The following is a 17,307-nucleotide window of genomic DNA, read 5'->3' on the forward strand; positions in this document are numbered from 1 at the left end:
TATTCAGTATGAAAACAACTATTTTTGTAGAGGCAGGGAAAGTTGAAGCTCAGGAAGCTCCCAAACCGGTGATCAAGGCTGATGACGATGTTATCCTCCGCGTGGTCCGCGCCTGCGTTTGCGGGTCAGATTTGTGGTCTTACCGCGGGCAGGACGGTAAAAGCAATAACTCCGAGAATACAGGCCATGAAGCGATCGGTATTGTTGAAGAAGCCGGTCCTGCTGTTACGTCGGTAAAACCGGGGGATTTCGTGATTGCACCGTTCACCCACGGCTGCGGGCACTGTGCTGCATGCCGTGCAGGTTTCGATGCTGACTGCCAGAGCCATTCGGATAATTTCAGCTCCGGGTATCAGTCCGAGTATGTGCGTTTCCAGCATGCTGACTGGGCCCTTGTGAAGGTTCCCGGAAAACCGGAGGATTACAGCGACGGCATGCTTAATTCATTCCTGGCGCTTTCTGACGTTATGGCTACCGGATACCACGCTGCGCGTGTGGCTGATGTAAAAACCGGCGACACCGTAGTTGTTGTCGGTGACGGTGCAGTAGGGCTGTGTGCAGTTATCTCGGCCCGGCTGCGCGGTGCGAAGCGCATCATTATGATGAGCCGGCACGAAGACCGTCAGAAACTCGCCGTCGAATTCGGCGCAACGGATATCGTTGCAGAACGCGGCGATGAGGCAGTCAGTAAGGTTATGGAGCTGACCAATGGCTCCGGTGCTGATGCAGTACTGGAGTGCGTGGGTACGGAACTGTCTACTGACACTGCGATGAAAGTCGGCAGGCCTGGTGCCATTATTGGCCGAGTTGGGCTGCCACATGTCCCCAAGATGGATGTCAGCTCTTCATTTATGCGCAATATCGCCCTTGCCGGCGGCCCCGCTTCAGTAACTACATATGACAAGCAGGTACTTCTTGATGCTGTGCTTAAAGGCGATATTGACCCCGGAAAGGTATTTACGAAGCGTTTCAGCCTTGATGAGATCTATGATGCCTATAAGGCAATGGATAACCGCGAGGCGATAAAGTCTCTGGTGGTTATGGAGTAAGAGCGGGCGGGTCCGGGCTCCGCGCAGAGGCTACAGGTACAGGCACTTTAACGGATGCAGGACCGGGCCAGGCCCCCATACAGGCCGGGATCATAGGGACGTCTGCGGTACATGTGTACTGCAAACGGACCCCCTGATCCGGCTGATCTGGCCGGAGAATCGGCACCCGTTATTTCGGCCAGTATCCGGCCGGTTTCGGCGGATACCCGGTATTATGCAAGAAGGTAGGTTATTATGAATACAACGGTTTTTGTTTTCCACCCTTCTCTGGAAGGCAGCTCCCGGGTCAATAAAAAGCTCTCTGATGCTGCGCGGCAGATAGGGCTTGATGTCAGGGATATGTATATGATATATCCTGATTTCAGGATCGATATCAAAAGGGAGCAGGAAGTATTAACACATACTGACAGGATAGTCCTCCAGTTCCCTATGTACTGGTACAGCACCCCTGCCTTGCTTAAACAGTGGGAAGATGATGTGCTTGAATACGGCTGGGCGTATGGCAGTACAGGGACTGCACTCCGCGGCAAAGAGCTGATCGTCGCTGTTTCGCCCGGCGGTTCCGGGGACGACTATGTGCACGGCAGCGGTAAAAATTATACCGTTACTGATCTTCTGCGACCGCTCCAGGCAACGAGTAACCTTATCGGTACGAAATATATCAAACCATTTATTACTGCCGATGCTTCAGGCATGACTGACGGGGAGGCCGCCCGGAAGGCACAGGAATATGTTGAATATATTACCCGCGGGCAGCTGGAAGCTTTAGGGGCGTACGAATAGGTACAGGATACTGATTGCATGGATATAACTAAGTTATATCATCTGGCTGATTGGAGGTTTTATGAGCCTGACAGTTAATATTTATTATACGGGGGAGGATGGTTCCGCACGGCGGTACGCTGAGGAGATGGTTTCCAGCGGTGTAGTTTCCGATATCCGCGCCGAGGAAGGCAATCTCCGTTACGCCTATTTCTTCCCCATGGATGATCCGGAAACAGTCCTTCTGATAGACCAGTGGAAGGACCAGTCCAGCCTGGATGCCCATCATAAATCTGAGATGATGAGGAAAATTGCTGACCTCCGTAAAAAATACCGTCTTCGTATGCGGGTCGAGCGTTTCAACAGCATAGACAATGCATAGATGGCAGGGATAGTGTAAACAGTTATATTGTGTAAAGGAAGGCAGATATGGCCAGTAAAACTTTAGTCATGTATTTTTCCAGTACGGGGCATACCCGCAGGGCAGCTGATATTATCGCGCAAAAGCTCAATGCCGATACGTACGAGATCAAGGCTGAAAACCCTTATACGCCGGCTGATCTGGATTGGAACGATCCCGGCAGCCGCGCGAACCGCGAACAGAATGACGGGGGCAGCAGGCCTGCTTATCAGGGTGAGCTTCCCGACATCAGCCGGTATGATACTGTGATCATAGGGCATCCCACATGGTGGGGGATACCTCCCCGCATTATCGAAACGGTGATCGGACACATGGACTTCACAGGGAAAACAGTGGCAACCTTCGCTACCTCGGGAGGCTCCGGATACAGCGGTGCGCAGCGGATAATAGACAGGCTGCTTGGCCCTGATGTCAAACCTGGTGCAGTCCTGTCTTCTCCGGCCAGTGTTGATGCGTGGCTTAAGCAGGCCGGGCTGGAATAAGCTCTGACAGACGTATTAGCTGGTAGGGATAAGGATACAGCAGCAGAGCGCAGAGGCGGATATCCCACTGTACTATGCCCATATCCGATGCCGGAAATCTGCCTACCGAGGCAGGGAAGCAGGATGCTTCCGCGAATCCAGGGTAAGGGCCCTGATAAGGATGCCTGTGCAGGCTGCTGTAGAGACAGCAGTTATCAGAGTGGCTGCGAAGAAGGTATGCAGGGCTATGCACAGCAGATAGGCCAGGATCGTAACGCTGAGGAAGGATGCGATAATAGCCCTGTTAAGGCGGAACCCTTCCCTGTTGTAAGTATTCGCAACAGCAAGCCCTGAATAAAAAAGGAGTATCCCTGCATACAGGAGAGTGATCACGAAATAGATATTGGCTTTATCTTCACTGATAAGTTCAATAGCTGCTGTAACCATGCTGATGCCAAAAAGTATAGGGTAGTGGAGGTAAATAAGGCGGTTCCCGGTTTCACCTTTCCGCCTGTCTTCAATAACGTGATCGAACTGGATAATGTAGGTGAGGAACAGGCTGACAACTGTAATAAAAATAAAGGCTGATCCCCATGACAGCGTATTGCGCGTGAAATAACCCGCGATCCCTACGATCGTTTCCCCAAAAATAATAATGATCAGAAGTGTCAGACGTTCCAGGAGATGGGAGAAAATAACAGGGTGCTTGCTGGTATATTTCCCGGTGAATCCCGGTGCTATCCAGCTAAGCAGTATGCCTGCTGCAGCAAGAACCACCCCGGCCGGCAGGGGGAGGAATCCCCCGGCGAGCAATGACAGAGCCCTGATACCGAGGATAATGGAAAATATCCGGGCGATATTCTTATCATTCTGATTATCGGTTTTTATATAGACCAGGGCATACTGGAGGGCCAGGGTCGCCGACAGCAGGCTTGCAGCTATAAAGAACGGCTGCAGGTTATAGTCTATTGTGGCGGAAAAAGTGTTGGACATATACAGGATGATCGCCATATCAACGAAGGAAAAAAGGATGTTCGTCCACGAAGATTCGCCGTAACGGTTGGTGAAAACTGTCTGTACCATCCACGAGTTGATAAAAACGATAACAACGAATATGAAAATAATCAGGGCGGTTGGGCTGATCATGCCATTGTGGAGGTGGTGCAGCAGCTCAGTTGCCCGTGAAATCATATATACGAATACAAGGTCGTAAAACAGCTCTATAAGGGAGACACGCTTAGATTCCATCTCTTCATGCGCCCGGTTTCCTGCGCTGTTTTTCCCAGCCATAGGTATGTCCTTTCATACAGGGAAAAAAGTTATGCCGATATCAGAAACTATGCGTTATTATATAACTGCAGTGCAACTGGCTGCCTCAGCCCGAAAAGCTGATCGGGGTTCACGGCAGAGCCTGCAGCGCAGCAGACAGCAGCTGCGTTTTTACCTTACTCACAGCACAGCCAGCTGTCTGCCGGAGCTGTATACAAAATATCTTATAGCGGAGCTATATGGCGGCGTGGTGCAAACGGTTCGCGTTGAGCACGAGGCATACCGATGACAATGCCATGGCTGCACCTGCAATCATAGGGCTGAGAAGCCATCCGGCCAGCGGGTAGAGGACGCCTGCTGCGAGAGGGATGCCAATAATGTTGTAGGCGAAAGCAAAAAACAGGTTCTGCCTGATATTGCGCATGGTTGCGCGGGACAGGGCAACAGTCCGCGCTACCCCCTGCAGATCGCCGCTCATAAGCGTGATATCTGCCGATCTCATGGCGATATCGGTACCTGTCCCAATAGCGAAACCTATATCCGCTTGGGCCAGTGCCGGGGCATCATTGATGCCGTCGCCAACCATGGCAACCAGTGTTCTGCCGCGGTTTCTGCTGCCTCCGGCACGGCTATTATCATAGCTCTCATTTTGTATGCGCTCTATCCAGTAAGCCTTGCCGTCGGGCCGCACCTCGGCAATGACCGTGTCAATCCCAACTTTTTGCGCGATGTCCTGTGCAGTTTCCTTTTTATCCCCGCTCAGCAGGATGGTCCTGATCCCTGATGCATGGAGCTGCCGGACAGCCGCCGGAGCAGAGGGCTTGATCTCATCGTTGCTGTATGAGATCTCAGTATGGTTTCTGCTGCTTTTATTATCCCTGATATTGCCGCTTTCTCTGCCCTTGACGCCTTCATTCCCGTTGCCCTTCACCTGGGCTATGCCGCGCGTTATTGTACCTGTTTTATCGAAAACAACCGTGCCGATCCGGCGTGCATCCTGCAGGGCATGCGCTGTTGTGATCAGGATGCCGTTGCGTGCACCAAGCCCCATCCCGATCGTGACTGACAGCGGGGTAGCAAGCCCAAGCGCACACGGGCAGGCGATGATGACTACGCTGACCGCAGTAACTACAGCATGGGCCAGCCGAGGCTGGGGGCCGATGATGGACCATGCGGCAAATGTCCATATGGCGATCAGAAAGACGATGGGGACAAATACGCGGGAAATCCGGTCGGCAAGCTTCTGCACCGGTGCTTTAGTGGCCTGTGCGCGGGAAACAAGATCGATGATCTGGGAGAGGACGGTGTCGCGTCCGGTCCTGTTTACCCGGATGACGATAGGGGAGTCAAGGGCCAGTGTTGCCCCGGTTGCCTGGTCTCCCGGGCCGCGGTGCACGGGCTGGGATTCGCCGGTTATCATGGATTCGTCAATATTGCTTTCACCGGCCACGATGATCCCATCATTGGGGATGGTATCCCCGCCTTTGACGACGAGCAGGTCTCCGGCTTTGACTGAATTGGCATCAATGATCCGGACCGTCCCGTTGCCTGCGCCGGTTTCGGCGCCTTCGCCGGTTTCCGATCCAGGATATGCTTTACTGCTGCCGGTGCCGGCAATTGCGGAGCTGTCTGTGGAGGGGTCGCCGATGCCGGAATCAGGCATTTTCTGTTTCTGTGCTGTGCATTCGGTACCCTGAACTATTGTGCCGATATCCGGCCTGCGCCATATGCCGCTGTCAACATCTGACTGTGAGATTTTTATTGCTGTCTGCGGGCGCAGATTGATCAGGGTTTTGACTGCGTTGCCTGTGCCGGAACGGGCACGTGCTTCAAGAAGGCGCCCTACAAGGACCAGGGTTATGACGACCCCTACAGATTCAAAATACGCAGTACGGGACTGGGGCGGGAGTGCCTGCGGTGCAATGCATACAACAAGGCTGTATATATATGCTGCGAATGAGCCTGCTGTAACAAGGGAATTCATATCAGGGGAGCGGTGGGCGATCGCAAGCCAGCCTATACGGTGGATCGGCCAGCCGCAGTAGAACATGACGGGTGTGATGAGGGCAGCCTGCCACCATGGGTTCATAAGCCACGCAGGCATGCCGGGCATGACCATGCCTGCCATTGCCACAATAAAGATGGGGGCTGTGAGGATAGCGCCAATAAGGATAAGGCGCTTAAGCTCGCGTATTTCCTGGATACGTTCTTCCTCCTCGGTATTCTGCTGGTCAATCGGGGAGCGGGTACTGTGCGTTTCCGGCGTGTGTACGGCGTTTGTGCCGCCTGCATTATTTATGTTGCTTATGTTATTTGTGCTGGCCTCCCCGGCGGCGGAATCCGCACTTTTCCTGGCGTTAGTGCCTGTACCTTCCTTAGCGGCAATTGTGTTTTCCTCAGTGGCGGCATCCGTGTTTCCCCTATTTGTACTTTTCCCTGAGACACGGAGCGTCCCATGCACCATATTCATCCCGCAGGCGAAAGGGTAATCCCCCGGCTCAAGCGCAGGCAGGTCAACTGAAGTTTCCTTATTTCCGGGAAGATGTGCATCAATCCCAAGATCGGAAAATACAACGTGCGAAGTGCATTCGCCAGTTTCCTGCCGGTCAAAGACCAGCTGTACAGGCATGCCGGCTTTTACCTCAACAAGTGCCGGAGAATATCCGCCTTTAACTGTTATCTGTGCCACCTGGCGTTTCCCCTCAACAGCCGCGTGCCCAGCTTTGCCGGGGGAGAAGAAGAACCAGAGGATAAAAGCGCTGAGCGCCGCGGCGGCTGCTATCGTGATAACCGTAATGGCAGTTCCCATAATGTACTCCTTGTGCTGCTGTATGTTACCGGCGGTCTACATCTGTAGCGGTTCGCACCTGTGTAACAATCCACACCTGTAAACTGCGTGCATAGCGTATTCCATTCCGCAGTTCGCCTTTGGGCTTAAGGCTAAAAACAGTGCAGCTGTTTCGCAGTCAAAGCCGTTCATTTTGCGTGAAAATTTGTGCCATTCCGGTCCCGGTTTCTCCGGTCCGGACGTTCCCTTTCGCGGGGCTACGGGGCCGCATAAGGCCCGGCCCTCTCACAGCCTAACAACTTAGCGGGCCTTCTTCCCCGTGGGATTTAGATTATCTGAAACCTATAAATTGAGGTTGTCTGAAAACCGCTGGTGGTAAAACACGCAGATACAAAAATAGTTCCGGCAGTTTTCCACATTTTTTGTTTTTGTATCTGCGTGTTTTACCACCAGCGGTTCCTTATTCGACCACATTGGGCAAAATAACTTCAGGACAGGGCCAGAATCCGCTAACCTTGCGCTTATGTTTGAGCTAGTACAGCAGCCCGTCCGCAGCCAGATAATGCGGTACGGAGCATGGAAGCGTCAGAATGATGCGTTTCTCCAGATGGGATCCCTCGGGCACAGGATAAGGGCTGGAAACCTTGCCGATATAACAGCGAGCCACGCCACGGCAATCAGTTTGCTGGGCGTCGCCCCGCCCCGAAGCCTTGATCCCCGCACGCATATTGTTGTCAAGGAATGGCGTAACCATCGCCATATCAATAATGTGGTCTGCCATTATTCCAAAAATGCGGATGCGTTAGGCGCAACAATTGATGTTGCAGGATATTCATGCTCTTCCCCTGAGGCAGTGTTTGCCCAGATGTCTCAGTACCTTGAACTTGAAGACCTTATAGCGCTGGGGGATGCGCTTATGTGCAGGGACAGGCTGCTGAGGCGGACAACGAAATATCTTCTGGCGCGGTTCCTTGCCGATTGTGAGCGTTTCCGGGGCTCACGGAAATGCTGCAAAGCCCTCAGGCTTATCCGTGAAGATACTGATTCCCCGCGGGAAACCTACCTGCGGCTGTGGCTGCTGAGATATGGGCTTCCTGAACCGACGGTCAATTATGAAGTCCAGGATGGATCCATGCAGCGGTTCTATCTTGACCTTGCTTATCCGGAATACCGTGTTGGAGTGGAGTATAACGGGAAGCACCATCATGGCCAGTGGGCGGAGGATCTTGACCGTTTCAATGCATTCCAGTCCCGGGGATGGCATATTTTCGTTGCAGAAAGCAGAATGGTAGACAACCATCTTTGGCGCGCCAGGTTTATTTCGGAGATAGCCCGTGCTCTGTATAATGCTGGAGCGACAGGTATCAATATACGGCCCAAGCCTTTGTCAGTCAGTCAGTTATGCGATGGAAGAACGGCGGTTAACCGCAGATATTCTAGTGAAGCACTCAATCGCCTGTCTGCAGGGCTGTTATCCTGAAGGATATTTCAGACTGGGAAGAGATTTTCTGCAGGATTCGCGAACTGGCATATCAATGGGTATATCAAAATGGATATATCAATAAGTGTGTATGAACTTTCCTGAGCATGAATTAGAGTTATCGGTATGACACACGATAGCGGAATGCACGGTAACAGGGCGAGCAGCGGCAGGGCACAGGCTAAAGGCAATGACAGCAGTTTGAGAAGCAGTTCGGGAGATGCTGAAAAAAGCGGTATTGGCATTGCAGAAGGCAGTTCGGGCAGCGGCACAACCAGTGCCGTATCCGGCAGGGCGGATAGTACCGCATCCGGCAGAACTTCTGGGGAAGGCACTTTCAGGGCTACCGGCCCCGAGGGGCTGCGTGAAGAAATCGCTCATTTGCCGGCGGATATGCTGGATCCCCGGGAACGGCTTGAACGCATGGTACGTGCCGATATTACGGGGAAGCCGTTCAGCGAACTGACAGCCGTTACCTATGACCATGAAGGAGCGGAGCTTGCCGGGCATGTGATGCTGGATACTTTGGAGGAGCATGGGTTCTCCATTGATGATTTTGATGCGGTTGGTGCCCTGACAGTGGCTGCGATCCCTCTGGTCAGCGCGGTTATGCATGCTGCAGCTTCGCGCGGGCAGGCGGCCAACGGCTTTGTAATGGATTTTGTATACCCGTCTGTGAAAGGTCCATCTGTTGAAGGCCAGCGCGTGATCCTGCTGGATGCATGGCTATCTGAGAAATCATTCGTCCAGACTTCGTCCCTGGTCACGCTTCGTCACGGCAATGAACTCAATCTTGATTTTGCAGTTCTGAAAAGCTGCGGTGCCCGGCTCCTGGCGATTGCATCGCTTGTGGGGAGCGTCGGCATAGGGGATGGAAGCGAGGACGCGGGCAGGGCTGATGCCGGTACAGCAGATAACAGCCTGATGGGCAGCGGCGTAACAGGTGACGGCACTGCTAAGACGATAGATGTTAAGACGATAGATATTGTAGACCCTGTAACAGGCAGCAGACAGTCTGTCCCGTTCATCCCCCTTTTTGAAGGCTGATATCCGGTGCCGGGAAGGACTGGAACGGCACGGTACAGGATCGGTATTGAGGCAGAGCTTCAGGCAGAACAATAATCATGTATGAACCAAGCGAATATACGAAACGTGTAATGGCAGCGGGCGATCCCGGGCTGAGACAGATCGGCGTAGGCCCATGGGAATCCGAGCATCCGGGGGAGCCGCGGCCGTACCCGGAGGACCTTCGGTATGATCCGCAGCTGCTTGATGAAGGCGATACCCGTAATGTAATGGACCGCTACCGGTACTGGAGCGTTGAGGCGATCAAGCATGACCTTGACCGGCGCGGACGGCATATGTGTGAAGTGGCTGTTGAGAACTGGACGCATGATTTCAATATCGGCTCTATTGTGCGCACTGCCAATGCATTCACTGCCCGCCAGGTGCATATTATCGGCCCGCATAAGTGGAACCGCAAGGGTTCGCTGATGACTGAGCTGTATCAGGATATTGGATATCATGCATCTGTTGATGAATTTATGCGCGACATCCGTATCCGGGACGCGCAGCTAGGGCAGGATACCCGCATTATTGCCCTGGATATTGTCCCGGGCGCAGTCCCGATTGAGAGTTATAAGTTCCCTGAAAACTGCATCCTGCTTTTCGGCTCTGAAGGTCCCGGCCTGACCGGTAAGGCGCTTGAAGCGGCCGATGATGTTGTGTATATTACACAGTACGGTTCAGTGCGTTCGCTCAATGCCGGCGCAGCTGCCGCAGTAGCAATGCATGCATGGATGATGCAGCACGGATGATCCGGCATGAGTGTTTTACTGCAGGATATTGCGGTGCTGCTGTGCTGTGTTGCAGCGCCGGCGAAGCGCCCTGAAAGTGTCATGCTGGACTCTTATAGTTGAGGTTATGTCCAGATTTACACGACAAGATATTGAGCATTTAGGGGATCTCTCCCGCATCGCACTGACAGATGAGGAAATTGAACGCCTCCAGGGGGAATTGAATGTTATCGCTGATTCTATTGCTAAGGTGCAGGAAGTGGCGAAAGATGATGTAAAACCAACGGCTAATCCCGTCCCATTGGAAGCGTATATGCGCCCTGATGAGCCGGCGGTACCGCTGACCCAGGAAGAAGCCCTGTCAGGTGCGCCCGCCAGGGAAAACGGTATGTTTGTTGCACCTCAGATACTGGCTGACTAACGGGGAGGACATGAAGGATTATGGCTTTTAGTACAAGCGAACGCAACAGCCTTGTCCGGCTTTCTGCAGCACAGATGGCAAAAAAGCTGGCTGACGGTGAGATATCAAGCCGTGAACTCGTTGATGCCCATCTTGATGTGATCCATGCGGCAGAAGGCGATATCCATGCTTTCCTGAGGGTCAGCGAGGATGAGGCGCGCCGCCAGGCAGATGAAGCGGACAGGCGCCGCGCTGCAGGAGAGGATACAGGCGAGCTGGCAGGCGTGCCGGTTGCCGTAAAGGATATGATCGTCACCAAAGGTATTGAAACCACAGCAGCTTCCAAGATTCTGCAGGGCTGGGTGCCTCCGTATGATGCAACAGTGGTGGAACGGCTTAAGAAAGCCGGCATGCCTGTTCTGGGCAAGACTAATCTGGATGAATTCGCACAGGGGTCATCAACGGAGCACTCTGCTTTCGGGATAACGCGCAACCCTTGGGATACTTCGCGTGTCCCCGGCGGTTCAGGCGGCGGCTCGGCAGCTGCCGTCGCGGCTTTTGAGGCTCCTCTGGCGTTGGGGACTGATACCGGCGGATCCATCCGACAGCCGGGCGCACTGACCGGTACCGTCGGGGTAAAGCCTACTTACGGCGGTGTGTCGCGTTTCGGAGCCATCGCTATGGCTTCTTCGCTTGACCAGATAGGCCCTGTATCACGGACCGTGCTTGACGCAGCCCTGCTCCAGGAGATCATCGGCGGTTACGACCCTAAGGATTCAACTTCTATCCCGAAGCCTGTGCCAGCTCTTGCTGAGCAGGCCCGTCTGGGGGAACGCAGGGACCTTAAAGGCGTCCGGATCGGGCTGGTAAGGGAACTTGGAGGCAAAGGCTTCCAGGCCGGTGTGGAAGCGCGGTTCAACGAGGGAGTGGAACAGCTCAGGGCAATGGGTGCTGAAGTGGTTGAGGTCTCACTGCCGCATGCAGAGTATGCTCTGGCTGCATATTACGTGATCATGCCTTCGGAAGTCTCCAGCAACCTGGCTCGGTATGACGGCATGCGCTACGGCCTGCGTGTTATGCCGCCTGAAGGCGAACCGCAGACCGCCGCTAATATGATGGCTTATACACGCGAAGCAGGTTTCGGCGATGAGGTGAAGCGCCGTATTATCCTGGGGACGTACGCGCTGTCAGCCGGTTACTATGATGCGTGGTACGGTTCCGCTCAGAAGGTGCGGACCCTGATCATCGAAGATTTCAGGAAAGCTTTTGAACAGGCTGATGTGCTCGTATCGCCCACATCACCGTCTACCGCATTCAAATTCGGTGAAAAAATGGATAACCCTATGGAGATGTACATCAATGACATTGCCACCATCCCGGCAAACCTGGCTGGGGTGCCTGCAATGTCCGTTCCCTGCGGGTTAAGCGATGACGGGCTTCCGGCGGGTTTCCAGTTTATTGCGCCCCAGATGCAGGACGATAAGATGTATAAACCTGCTGCGGCGCTGGAATCCGCCCTTGAAGAAAAGTGGGGCGGCCCGGTCGGGAAGGCAATGGATGCGGCGTGGCTCAATACAGGCAGCGATACCCGCCCAGAGCAGGCTGAGTAGGGCACAGGAAAGGATACAGTAAATATGGCTGAAAAATTGATGAAGTTTGCTGATGCTGTTAAAAAATACGATCCTGTGATCGGGCTTGAAGTACATGTGGAATTAAGTACACAAACAAAGCTTTTCTGCCCTGCAGAAGTCCATTTCGGCGGCGAGCCTAACTCCCAGCTGACCCCTGTGTCCCTTGGGCTTCCGGGCAGCCTTCCGGTCGTGAACAGGACGGCTATCGACTACGCTGTTAAGCTCGGGCTGGCTTTGCACTGCAATATCGCTGAATGGTCGCAGTTCGCGCGCAAGAATTATTTCTATCCTGATATGCCGCGTGATTATCAGATCTCCCAGTATGATAAGCCGCTGAATGGTGAAGGGTACCTGGACGTTGAGCTTGAAGACGGTGATATTTTCCGTGTGCCTGTGGAACGCGCGCATGTTGAAGATGATGCCGGCAAGAATACCCATGTGGGCGGTGCCGACGGCCGTATTGAAGGGGCCGACCATTCTCTTGTGGATTATAACCGTGCCGGGGTGCCGCTGGTGGAGATTGTCACCAAACCCATAACGGGGGCGGGTGAACGTGCCGCAGAAGTAGCAGGCGCGTATGTGCGCACGATCCGCGATATTGTGCGCGCTCTGAATATTTCCCACGCCCGTATGGAACAGGGGAATATGCGTGCTGATGTTAATGTGTCGCTGCGCCCGTCCCCTGAGGCCCCACTGGGGACACGCTCAGAAACAAAGAATGTCAATTCCTTCCGCGGGATCGAAAAAACGATCATTTATGAGATCAGACGCCAGGCTGCGATCCTGGATGACGGCGGCGAGATACTGCAGGAAACCCGCCACTGGGACGAAGCGTCGCAGGCTACTGCGGGCGGCCGCGTAAAGACTGATGCGGACGATTACAGGTATTTCCCTGACCCTGACCTTGTTATGGTCCATGTGACGAAGGGGCATATTGATGAGCTGGCTTCGCAGATGCCTGAGATGCCTCGGGAACGCCGCAACCGTCTCCAGGGCGAGTGGGGCTTCTCCGATCTTGAGATGCGCGATGTAGTCAACGCTGATGCCCTGGACCTCATAGAAGCCACCATCGCCGCTGGAGCCACTGCGGGCGGGGCCCGCAAGTGGTGGCTTGGCGAGATCAGCCGTGCAGCCAATGAGCGTGAAACGCTGCTGGAGGATATGCCCATTACCCCGGCTGATGTAGCGCGGGTGGAAAAGCTCGTAGCTGAAGGCAGGCTTAATGACAAGCTCGCCAAGCAGACGGTTGCCGGCGTTCTCGCCGGTGAAGGCACACCTGATGAGGTCGTCAGAAAACACGGGTATGAGGTCGTTTCTGATGACGGTGCCCTTGAAGCGGAAGTAGATAAAGCCCTTGCTGCCGATCCGGATATTGCCGCAAAGCTGAAGGCCGGCAATATGAAGCCGATGGGCGCGATCATCGGTGCGGTTATGAAAGCTACACGCGGACAGGCCGATGCTAAAGCTGTATCTGCTATTGTTATGCGGAAGGTCAAAAGCTGAGGCCGAAGGCTGAAGGTCGCCGACATATTAAGGAAATCAATCGAGATGACACGATCCGATATGACACCAGAATCAACAGTTCCGCACACAGCTGACGGGGAGAAGCTGGATTCTCCGCAAAATCAGCCGCCGGACAGCCCTCAAGGCACACAGGGCCGTGATACGCATAAAGGTATGCAGGATGTACAGAAGGACGTCCGCGCGCTTCCATCCAGCATTTCTATCCCTGAGATTGAGGGGGAGATGCTGGTCCTCCGGCCGGCAGTATGGGAAGACTGTGAAAAGCTTGATGAGCTTGATGCATTCCATGATTCTGCGCGGATCACAGGTAAGAGCAAGGAAGCGGAGCGCTCTACTGTGCGTGCGTGGGTGTCCCGGTACCTGTCATGGTCCCGCGGGGAGCTGCGTGCCCAGGAGAGTTTCTCTGACCCTGAAGCCCGAGGGGTCATAGCCTGGTCTATGTTTGCCCAGTCTGACCTTACAGGCTCTGACGATAAGAACGAAAGCGACGGCAACGGGTTTGTCCTTATCGGCATGGTTTTCCTTATTGATATTGACGGCTGGGCCAAGTCGGCGCGTATCCAGGTCCTTCTTGGCCGCGATTACCGCTCCCGCGGTTTTTCCCGTGACGCCATGCCGCGTGTTATGACGTATGGTTTTGCCCCTGAGCCTGCAGGCCTGGGCATGCACCGCATCTGGGTAGGGGTACCGCAGCGTAATACCCGTGCCTCAACGGTCTACAAATCCCTTGGTTTCACAACAGAAGGCAATTCACGTGATGCTTTGTGGGATAACGGGAATGAGCGGTACCAGGACCTTGAGGTCCAGGGCATGCTTGCAGATGAGTTCGATCCGATAGGCTCCCTTGAAGCATTCGGGATGCGCCCTATTATGACGAATCCCGGGATCCGCGAGGCGATGTCGATGCACGAGCATTCCATAGAGATTGAACAGCACAGGTCTTTTGTCCGTAACGTTGCTGATATATCTTTTGACGATGAGGCTTCTGCCGCAGTATCGAACCGCGAGAACTGGCGCGGCAACCATATTGACGGATATGACGGATATGACGGGTACGGCCCGGAAGAAGGAACTGATGGTCCCGACGGTATCCCTTCGCAGATTGGGCAGCAGGATATAGCCGATGCGGCCGAAGTAACTGCACAGGGCGGGGACTCCACCGGGGCTGGGACTTCTGCGCAGCAGGGCACTACAGGGGATCCCGGGTCCACCAGGAAGCCCGGGGATCCTGCCGGTTCCAGCATTTCCAACAGTTCTGATGGCACAGGCCCGAAAACCGATAGGCGGGAGGTATCAGGCATATCTGAGGGGCCGGGCGAAGCCGCCGGGCAGGATAGTGCAGAGGCGCCGGATACGTCTGATACGTTACATGGGTCCGGTCCATCCGGCACATCGCAGAAGGTCCCATGGTGGCGCCGGCTCGGCAGAAACCGGAGGCGTGACCAGTAGCTGCCAGTAGCTGCCAGTAGCTGTACGCAGCTGTATGTACAGCGCACCTGGCAGCCGTCTCGCCCCGCCGTGCAGTCCGCCGCTTTATTTTTCAGGGAAAACAACAGGAAAGGACTCAATTATGAGTGCAGAAGATCTTGACAGATACGAAACTGATGCGGAACTCTCCCTGTATCGTGAGTATAGGGACGTTATCAAACTTTTTACTTATGTTGTTGAAACCGAAAGGCGTTTTTACCTGGCCAACAGGGTCGATTTCAACACGCGCTCTGCAGGACAGGATGTATATTTCGATGTCCAGCTGACCGATGCATGGGTATGGGATGTGTACCGTCCGAGCCGTTTTGTCAAAAGCGTCCGCATTGTCACTTTCAAAGATGTCAATGTAGAAGAGATACAGAAAACTGATATTGACGTCCCCCAGGGTATATAAAGCCGGGCGATAGTTTTATTCGCCCATATCGGTAAAATAATTAAGCTAAGTATGGCTTTTTATTGGTTCCTATAAGGAGGAAATGTGCCAGAAAAGAAGAAAGTCGTTATTATCGGCGGAGGCCCTGCAGGCCTTACAGCTGCATGGGAGCTTGTTAAAGACAGCTCAGATGCTTATGATGTGACCGTCCTTGAAGCCACAAAAGAATTCGGCGGCATCTCCCGTACAGTGAAATACAACGGGAACCGCATGGATATCGGCGGGCATCGTTTCTTTTCCAAAGATGAAAGCATTATGAACTGGTGGAAAGAAGTACTGCCTCTTCAGGGAGCCCCTTCCTACGATGACAAGAAGCTGGGCCGTCATCATGATCTGGAGCCGGACGGGCCTGACCCTGAAAAAACCGATAAGGTCATGCTGAAGCGCCATCGTGTTTCCCGTATTTTCTGGAACCAGCATTTCCTTGATTATCCGATCACGCTGAGCCCCGGCACACTGAAGGCTATGGGACCGAAGATCACTATCGAGGCCGGGTTCAGCTATCTGGCATCTGTTTTCCACAAACTCCCTGAAACAAGCCTCGAGAACTTCTATATCAACCGTTTTGGCCGCAAGCTGTACTCCATGTTTTTCGAGGGATATACCGAGAAGCTGTGGGGCCGCCATCCTTCTGAGATATCAGCCGACTGGGGTGCCCAGAGGGTCAAGGGCCTGAGCATCATGAACGTGCTGAAGAATGCGTTCCTGAAGCTGATGCCTAAGCATAAGACCGATAATTCCAAAGTAGAGACTTCCCTTATTGAGGAATTCTGGTATCCCAAGCTTGGCCCGGGCCAGCTGTGGGAAACTGTTGAAGAGAATTCCCGTGCCAAGGGCGTCAAGGTACTGACCGGTTCAACAGTCACAAAAATAAACCAGGCTAACGGCAGGATAGCTTCTGTTTCTTACGTTGATGAAAGCGGCAAAGAGAACACGCTCCGGGCTGATGAGTTCATTTCTTCCATGCCTTTGAAAGATCTTGTCAATGCTATTGATAAGTCTGATACCAAGGCCCCGCAGGATATGAAAGAGATTGCTTCAGGCCTTCCGTACCGCGATTTCGTCACAGTTGGCCTGCTGGTCAGGAAACTCCGCATCCGTAATAATACGGATATCCCCACGCTTGGGCATCCGCCTATCGTCCCCGATAACTGGATCTATGTCCAGGATCCCGGCTACAAAGTCGGGCGTTTCCAGATTTTCAACAACTGGAGCCCATACCTGGTCAAAGATGTTGACGACACTGTGTGGATCGGAATGGAATATTTCTGCAATGAAGGTGACGACTTCTGGAACCTGAGTGATGAGGAAGCCACAAACCTTGCGATAAAAGAACTTACCCGCATGCGTGTTATCAGCGGCAAGCAGGATGTCCTGGATTCGCACCGTGAGCTTGTCCAGAAGGCATATCCGGCGTATTTCGATACGTATAAGGATATCGACCAGCTTATTGAATATCTTGATTCATTCGGCAATCTGTACTGCGTGGGCCGTAACGGGCAGCACCATTACAATAACCAGGATCATTCGATGGCTACGGCTATTGAGGCCGTCGGCAATATCAAGTCAGGAAAGACATCGAAGAAGAATGTCTGGTCAGTGAATACTGAAAAGTCATATCACGAGTCCAAATAGATTTTAGCCAGGATACCTGCTGGGGGTCTGCCGTGATCTGATCCCCAGCAGATGCTGGGATCCTGGGATCCGGTTGACGTTTTGACAGGGTAAACCAGCCCCAAGGCTTGGGGCTGGTTTACCCTGTGTGTATAATGGGATTTTGCATGTGTCGGATCTGGTTTGCCGCA

The 17,307-nt window shown here is 53.6% G+C and carries 15 protein-coding genes; 13 read left to right on the plus strand and 2 right to left on the minus strand.

Annotation, left to right across the window (positions count from 1 at the left end):
- Window positions 1–8 precede the first annotated feature (8 nt).
- The 4 genes from ABKA16_RS01485 (at window position 9) to ABKA16_RS01500 (ending at window position 2,714) form a co-directional block, all read left to right on the plus strand.
- On the plus strand, window positions 9–1,049 hold the full coding sequence (locus ABKA16_RS01485; protein ID WP_380999508.1) for a zinc-binding dehydrogenase: 1,041 nt from the start codon (window positions 9–11) through the stop codon (window positions 1,047–1,049).
- Between the two features lie 234 nt (window positions 1,050–1,283).
- Window positions 1,284–1,832, plus strand: coding sequence for an NAD(P)H-dependent oxidoreductase (locus ABKA16_RS01490; protein WP_380999506.1), 549 nt, complete (start codon window positions 1,284–1,286; stop codon window positions 1,830–1,832).
- Window positions 1,833–1,893: 61 nt separating this feature from the next.
- Window positions 1,894–2,193, plus strand: a complete 300-nt coding sequence (locus ABKA16_RS01495; protein ID WP_380999504.1) for a putative quinol monooxygenase — start codon at window positions 1,894–1,896, stop codon at window positions 2,191–2,193.
- Window positions 2,194–2,240: 47 nt separating this feature from the next.
- A complete protein-coding gene (locus tag ABKA16_RS01500; RefSeq protein WP_380999502.1) occupies window positions 2,241–2,714 on the plus strand; it encodes a flavodoxin in 474 nt (157 codons plus the stop codon).
- Between the two features lie 102 nt (window positions 2,715–2,816).
- Here the strand turns inward: ABKA16_RS01500 and ABKA16_RS01505 are convergent, their stop codons facing one another.
- On the minus strand, window positions 2,817–3,983 hold the full coding sequence (locus ABKA16_RS01505) for a low temperature requirement protein A (RefSeq protein ID WP_380999501.1): 1,167 nt from the start codon (window positions 3,981–3,983) through the stop codon (window positions 2,817–2,819).
- A gap of 214 nt (window positions 3,984–4,197) precedes the next feature.
- Entirely contained in the window at window positions 4,198–6,771 is a 2,574-nt protein-coding gene (locus ABKA16_RS01510) for an HAD-IC family P-type ATPase (RefSeq protein WP_380999499.1), read from the minus strand.
- A 502-nt stretch (window positions 6,772–7,273) separates the two neighbouring features.
- Between ABKA16_RS01510 and ABKA16_RS01515 the strand changes: the two genes are divergently transcribed.
- From ABKA16_RS01515 to ABKA16_RS01555, 9 genes are all read left to right on the plus strand, one after another.
- Entirely contained in the window at window positions 7,274–8,230 is a 957-nt protein-coding gene (locus ABKA16_RS01515) for a hypothetical protein (protein ID WP_380999498.1), read from the plus strand.
- Window positions 8,231–8,374: 144 nt separating this feature from the next.
- Complete coding sequence (locus tag ABKA16_RS01520; protein WP_381000140.1) at window positions 8,375–9,277, plus strand: hypothetical protein; 903 nt, start codon at window positions 8,375–8,377, stop codon at window positions 9,275–9,277.
- A 77-nt stretch (window positions 9,278–9,354) separates the two neighbouring features.
- Window positions 9,355–10,047 (plus strand): TrmH family RNA methyltransferase, encoded by a 693-nt coding sequence (locus ABKA16_RS01525; protein WP_380999497.1) that lies wholly within the window; start codon window positions 9,355–9,357, stop codon window positions 10,045–10,047.
- A gap of 106 nt (window positions 10,048–10,153) precedes the next feature.
- On the plus strand, window positions 10,154–10,447 hold the full coding sequence (gatC, locus tag ABKA16_RS01530; protein WP_007147560.1) for an Asp-tRNA(Asn)/Glu-tRNA(Gln) amidotransferase subunit GatC: 294 nt from the start codon (window positions 10,154–10,156) through the stop codon (window positions 10,445–10,447).
- Window positions 10,448–10,467: 20 nt separating this feature from the next.
- Window positions 10,468–12,036, plus strand: coding sequence for an Asp-tRNA(Asn)/Glu-tRNA(Gln) amidotransferase subunit GatA (gene gatA / locus ABKA16_RS01535; protein WP_380999495.1), 1,569 nt, complete (start codon window positions 10,468–10,470; stop codon window positions 12,034–12,036).
- A gap of 24 nt (window positions 12,037–12,060) precedes the next feature.
- Complete coding sequence (gene gatB / locus ABKA16_RS01540) at window positions 12,061–13,560, plus strand: Asp-tRNA(Asn)/Glu-tRNA(Gln) amidotransferase subunit GatB (protein WP_380999493.1); 1,500 nt, start codon at window positions 12,061–12,063, stop codon at window positions 13,558–13,560.
- Between the two features lie 45 nt (window positions 13,561–13,605).
- Window positions 13,606–15,030: a GNAT family N-acetyltransferase gene (locus tag ABKA16_RS01545; protein ID WP_380999491.1), complete on the plus strand. Its 1,425-nt coding sequence runs from the start codon at window positions 13,606–13,608 to the stop codon at window positions 15,028–15,030.
- Window positions 15,031–15,151: 121 nt separating this feature from the next.
- Window positions 15,152–15,463, plus strand: coding sequence for a DUF2469 domain-containing protein (locus tag ABKA16_RS01550; protein WP_007147556.1), 312 nt, complete (start codon window positions 15,152–15,154; stop codon window positions 15,461–15,463).
- A gap of 84 nt (window positions 15,464–15,547) precedes the next feature.
- Window positions 15,548–17,137 carry an NAD(P)/FAD-dependent oxidoreductase gene (locus ABKA16_RS01555; protein ID WP_380999489.1) on the plus strand — a complete coding sequence of 530 codons (1,590 nt, stop codon included), beginning with the start codon at window positions 15,548–15,550 and terminating at the stop codon, window positions 17,135–17,137.
- Window positions 17,138–17,307 lie beyond the last annotated feature (170 nt).

It is taken from the genome of Scardovia wiggsiae (genome assembly GCF_051045985.1).
In the GTDB taxonomy this organism is placed as follows: Bacteria; Actinomycetota; Actinomycetes; order Actinomycetales; family Bifidobacteriaceae; genus Scardovia; species Scardovia wiggsiae.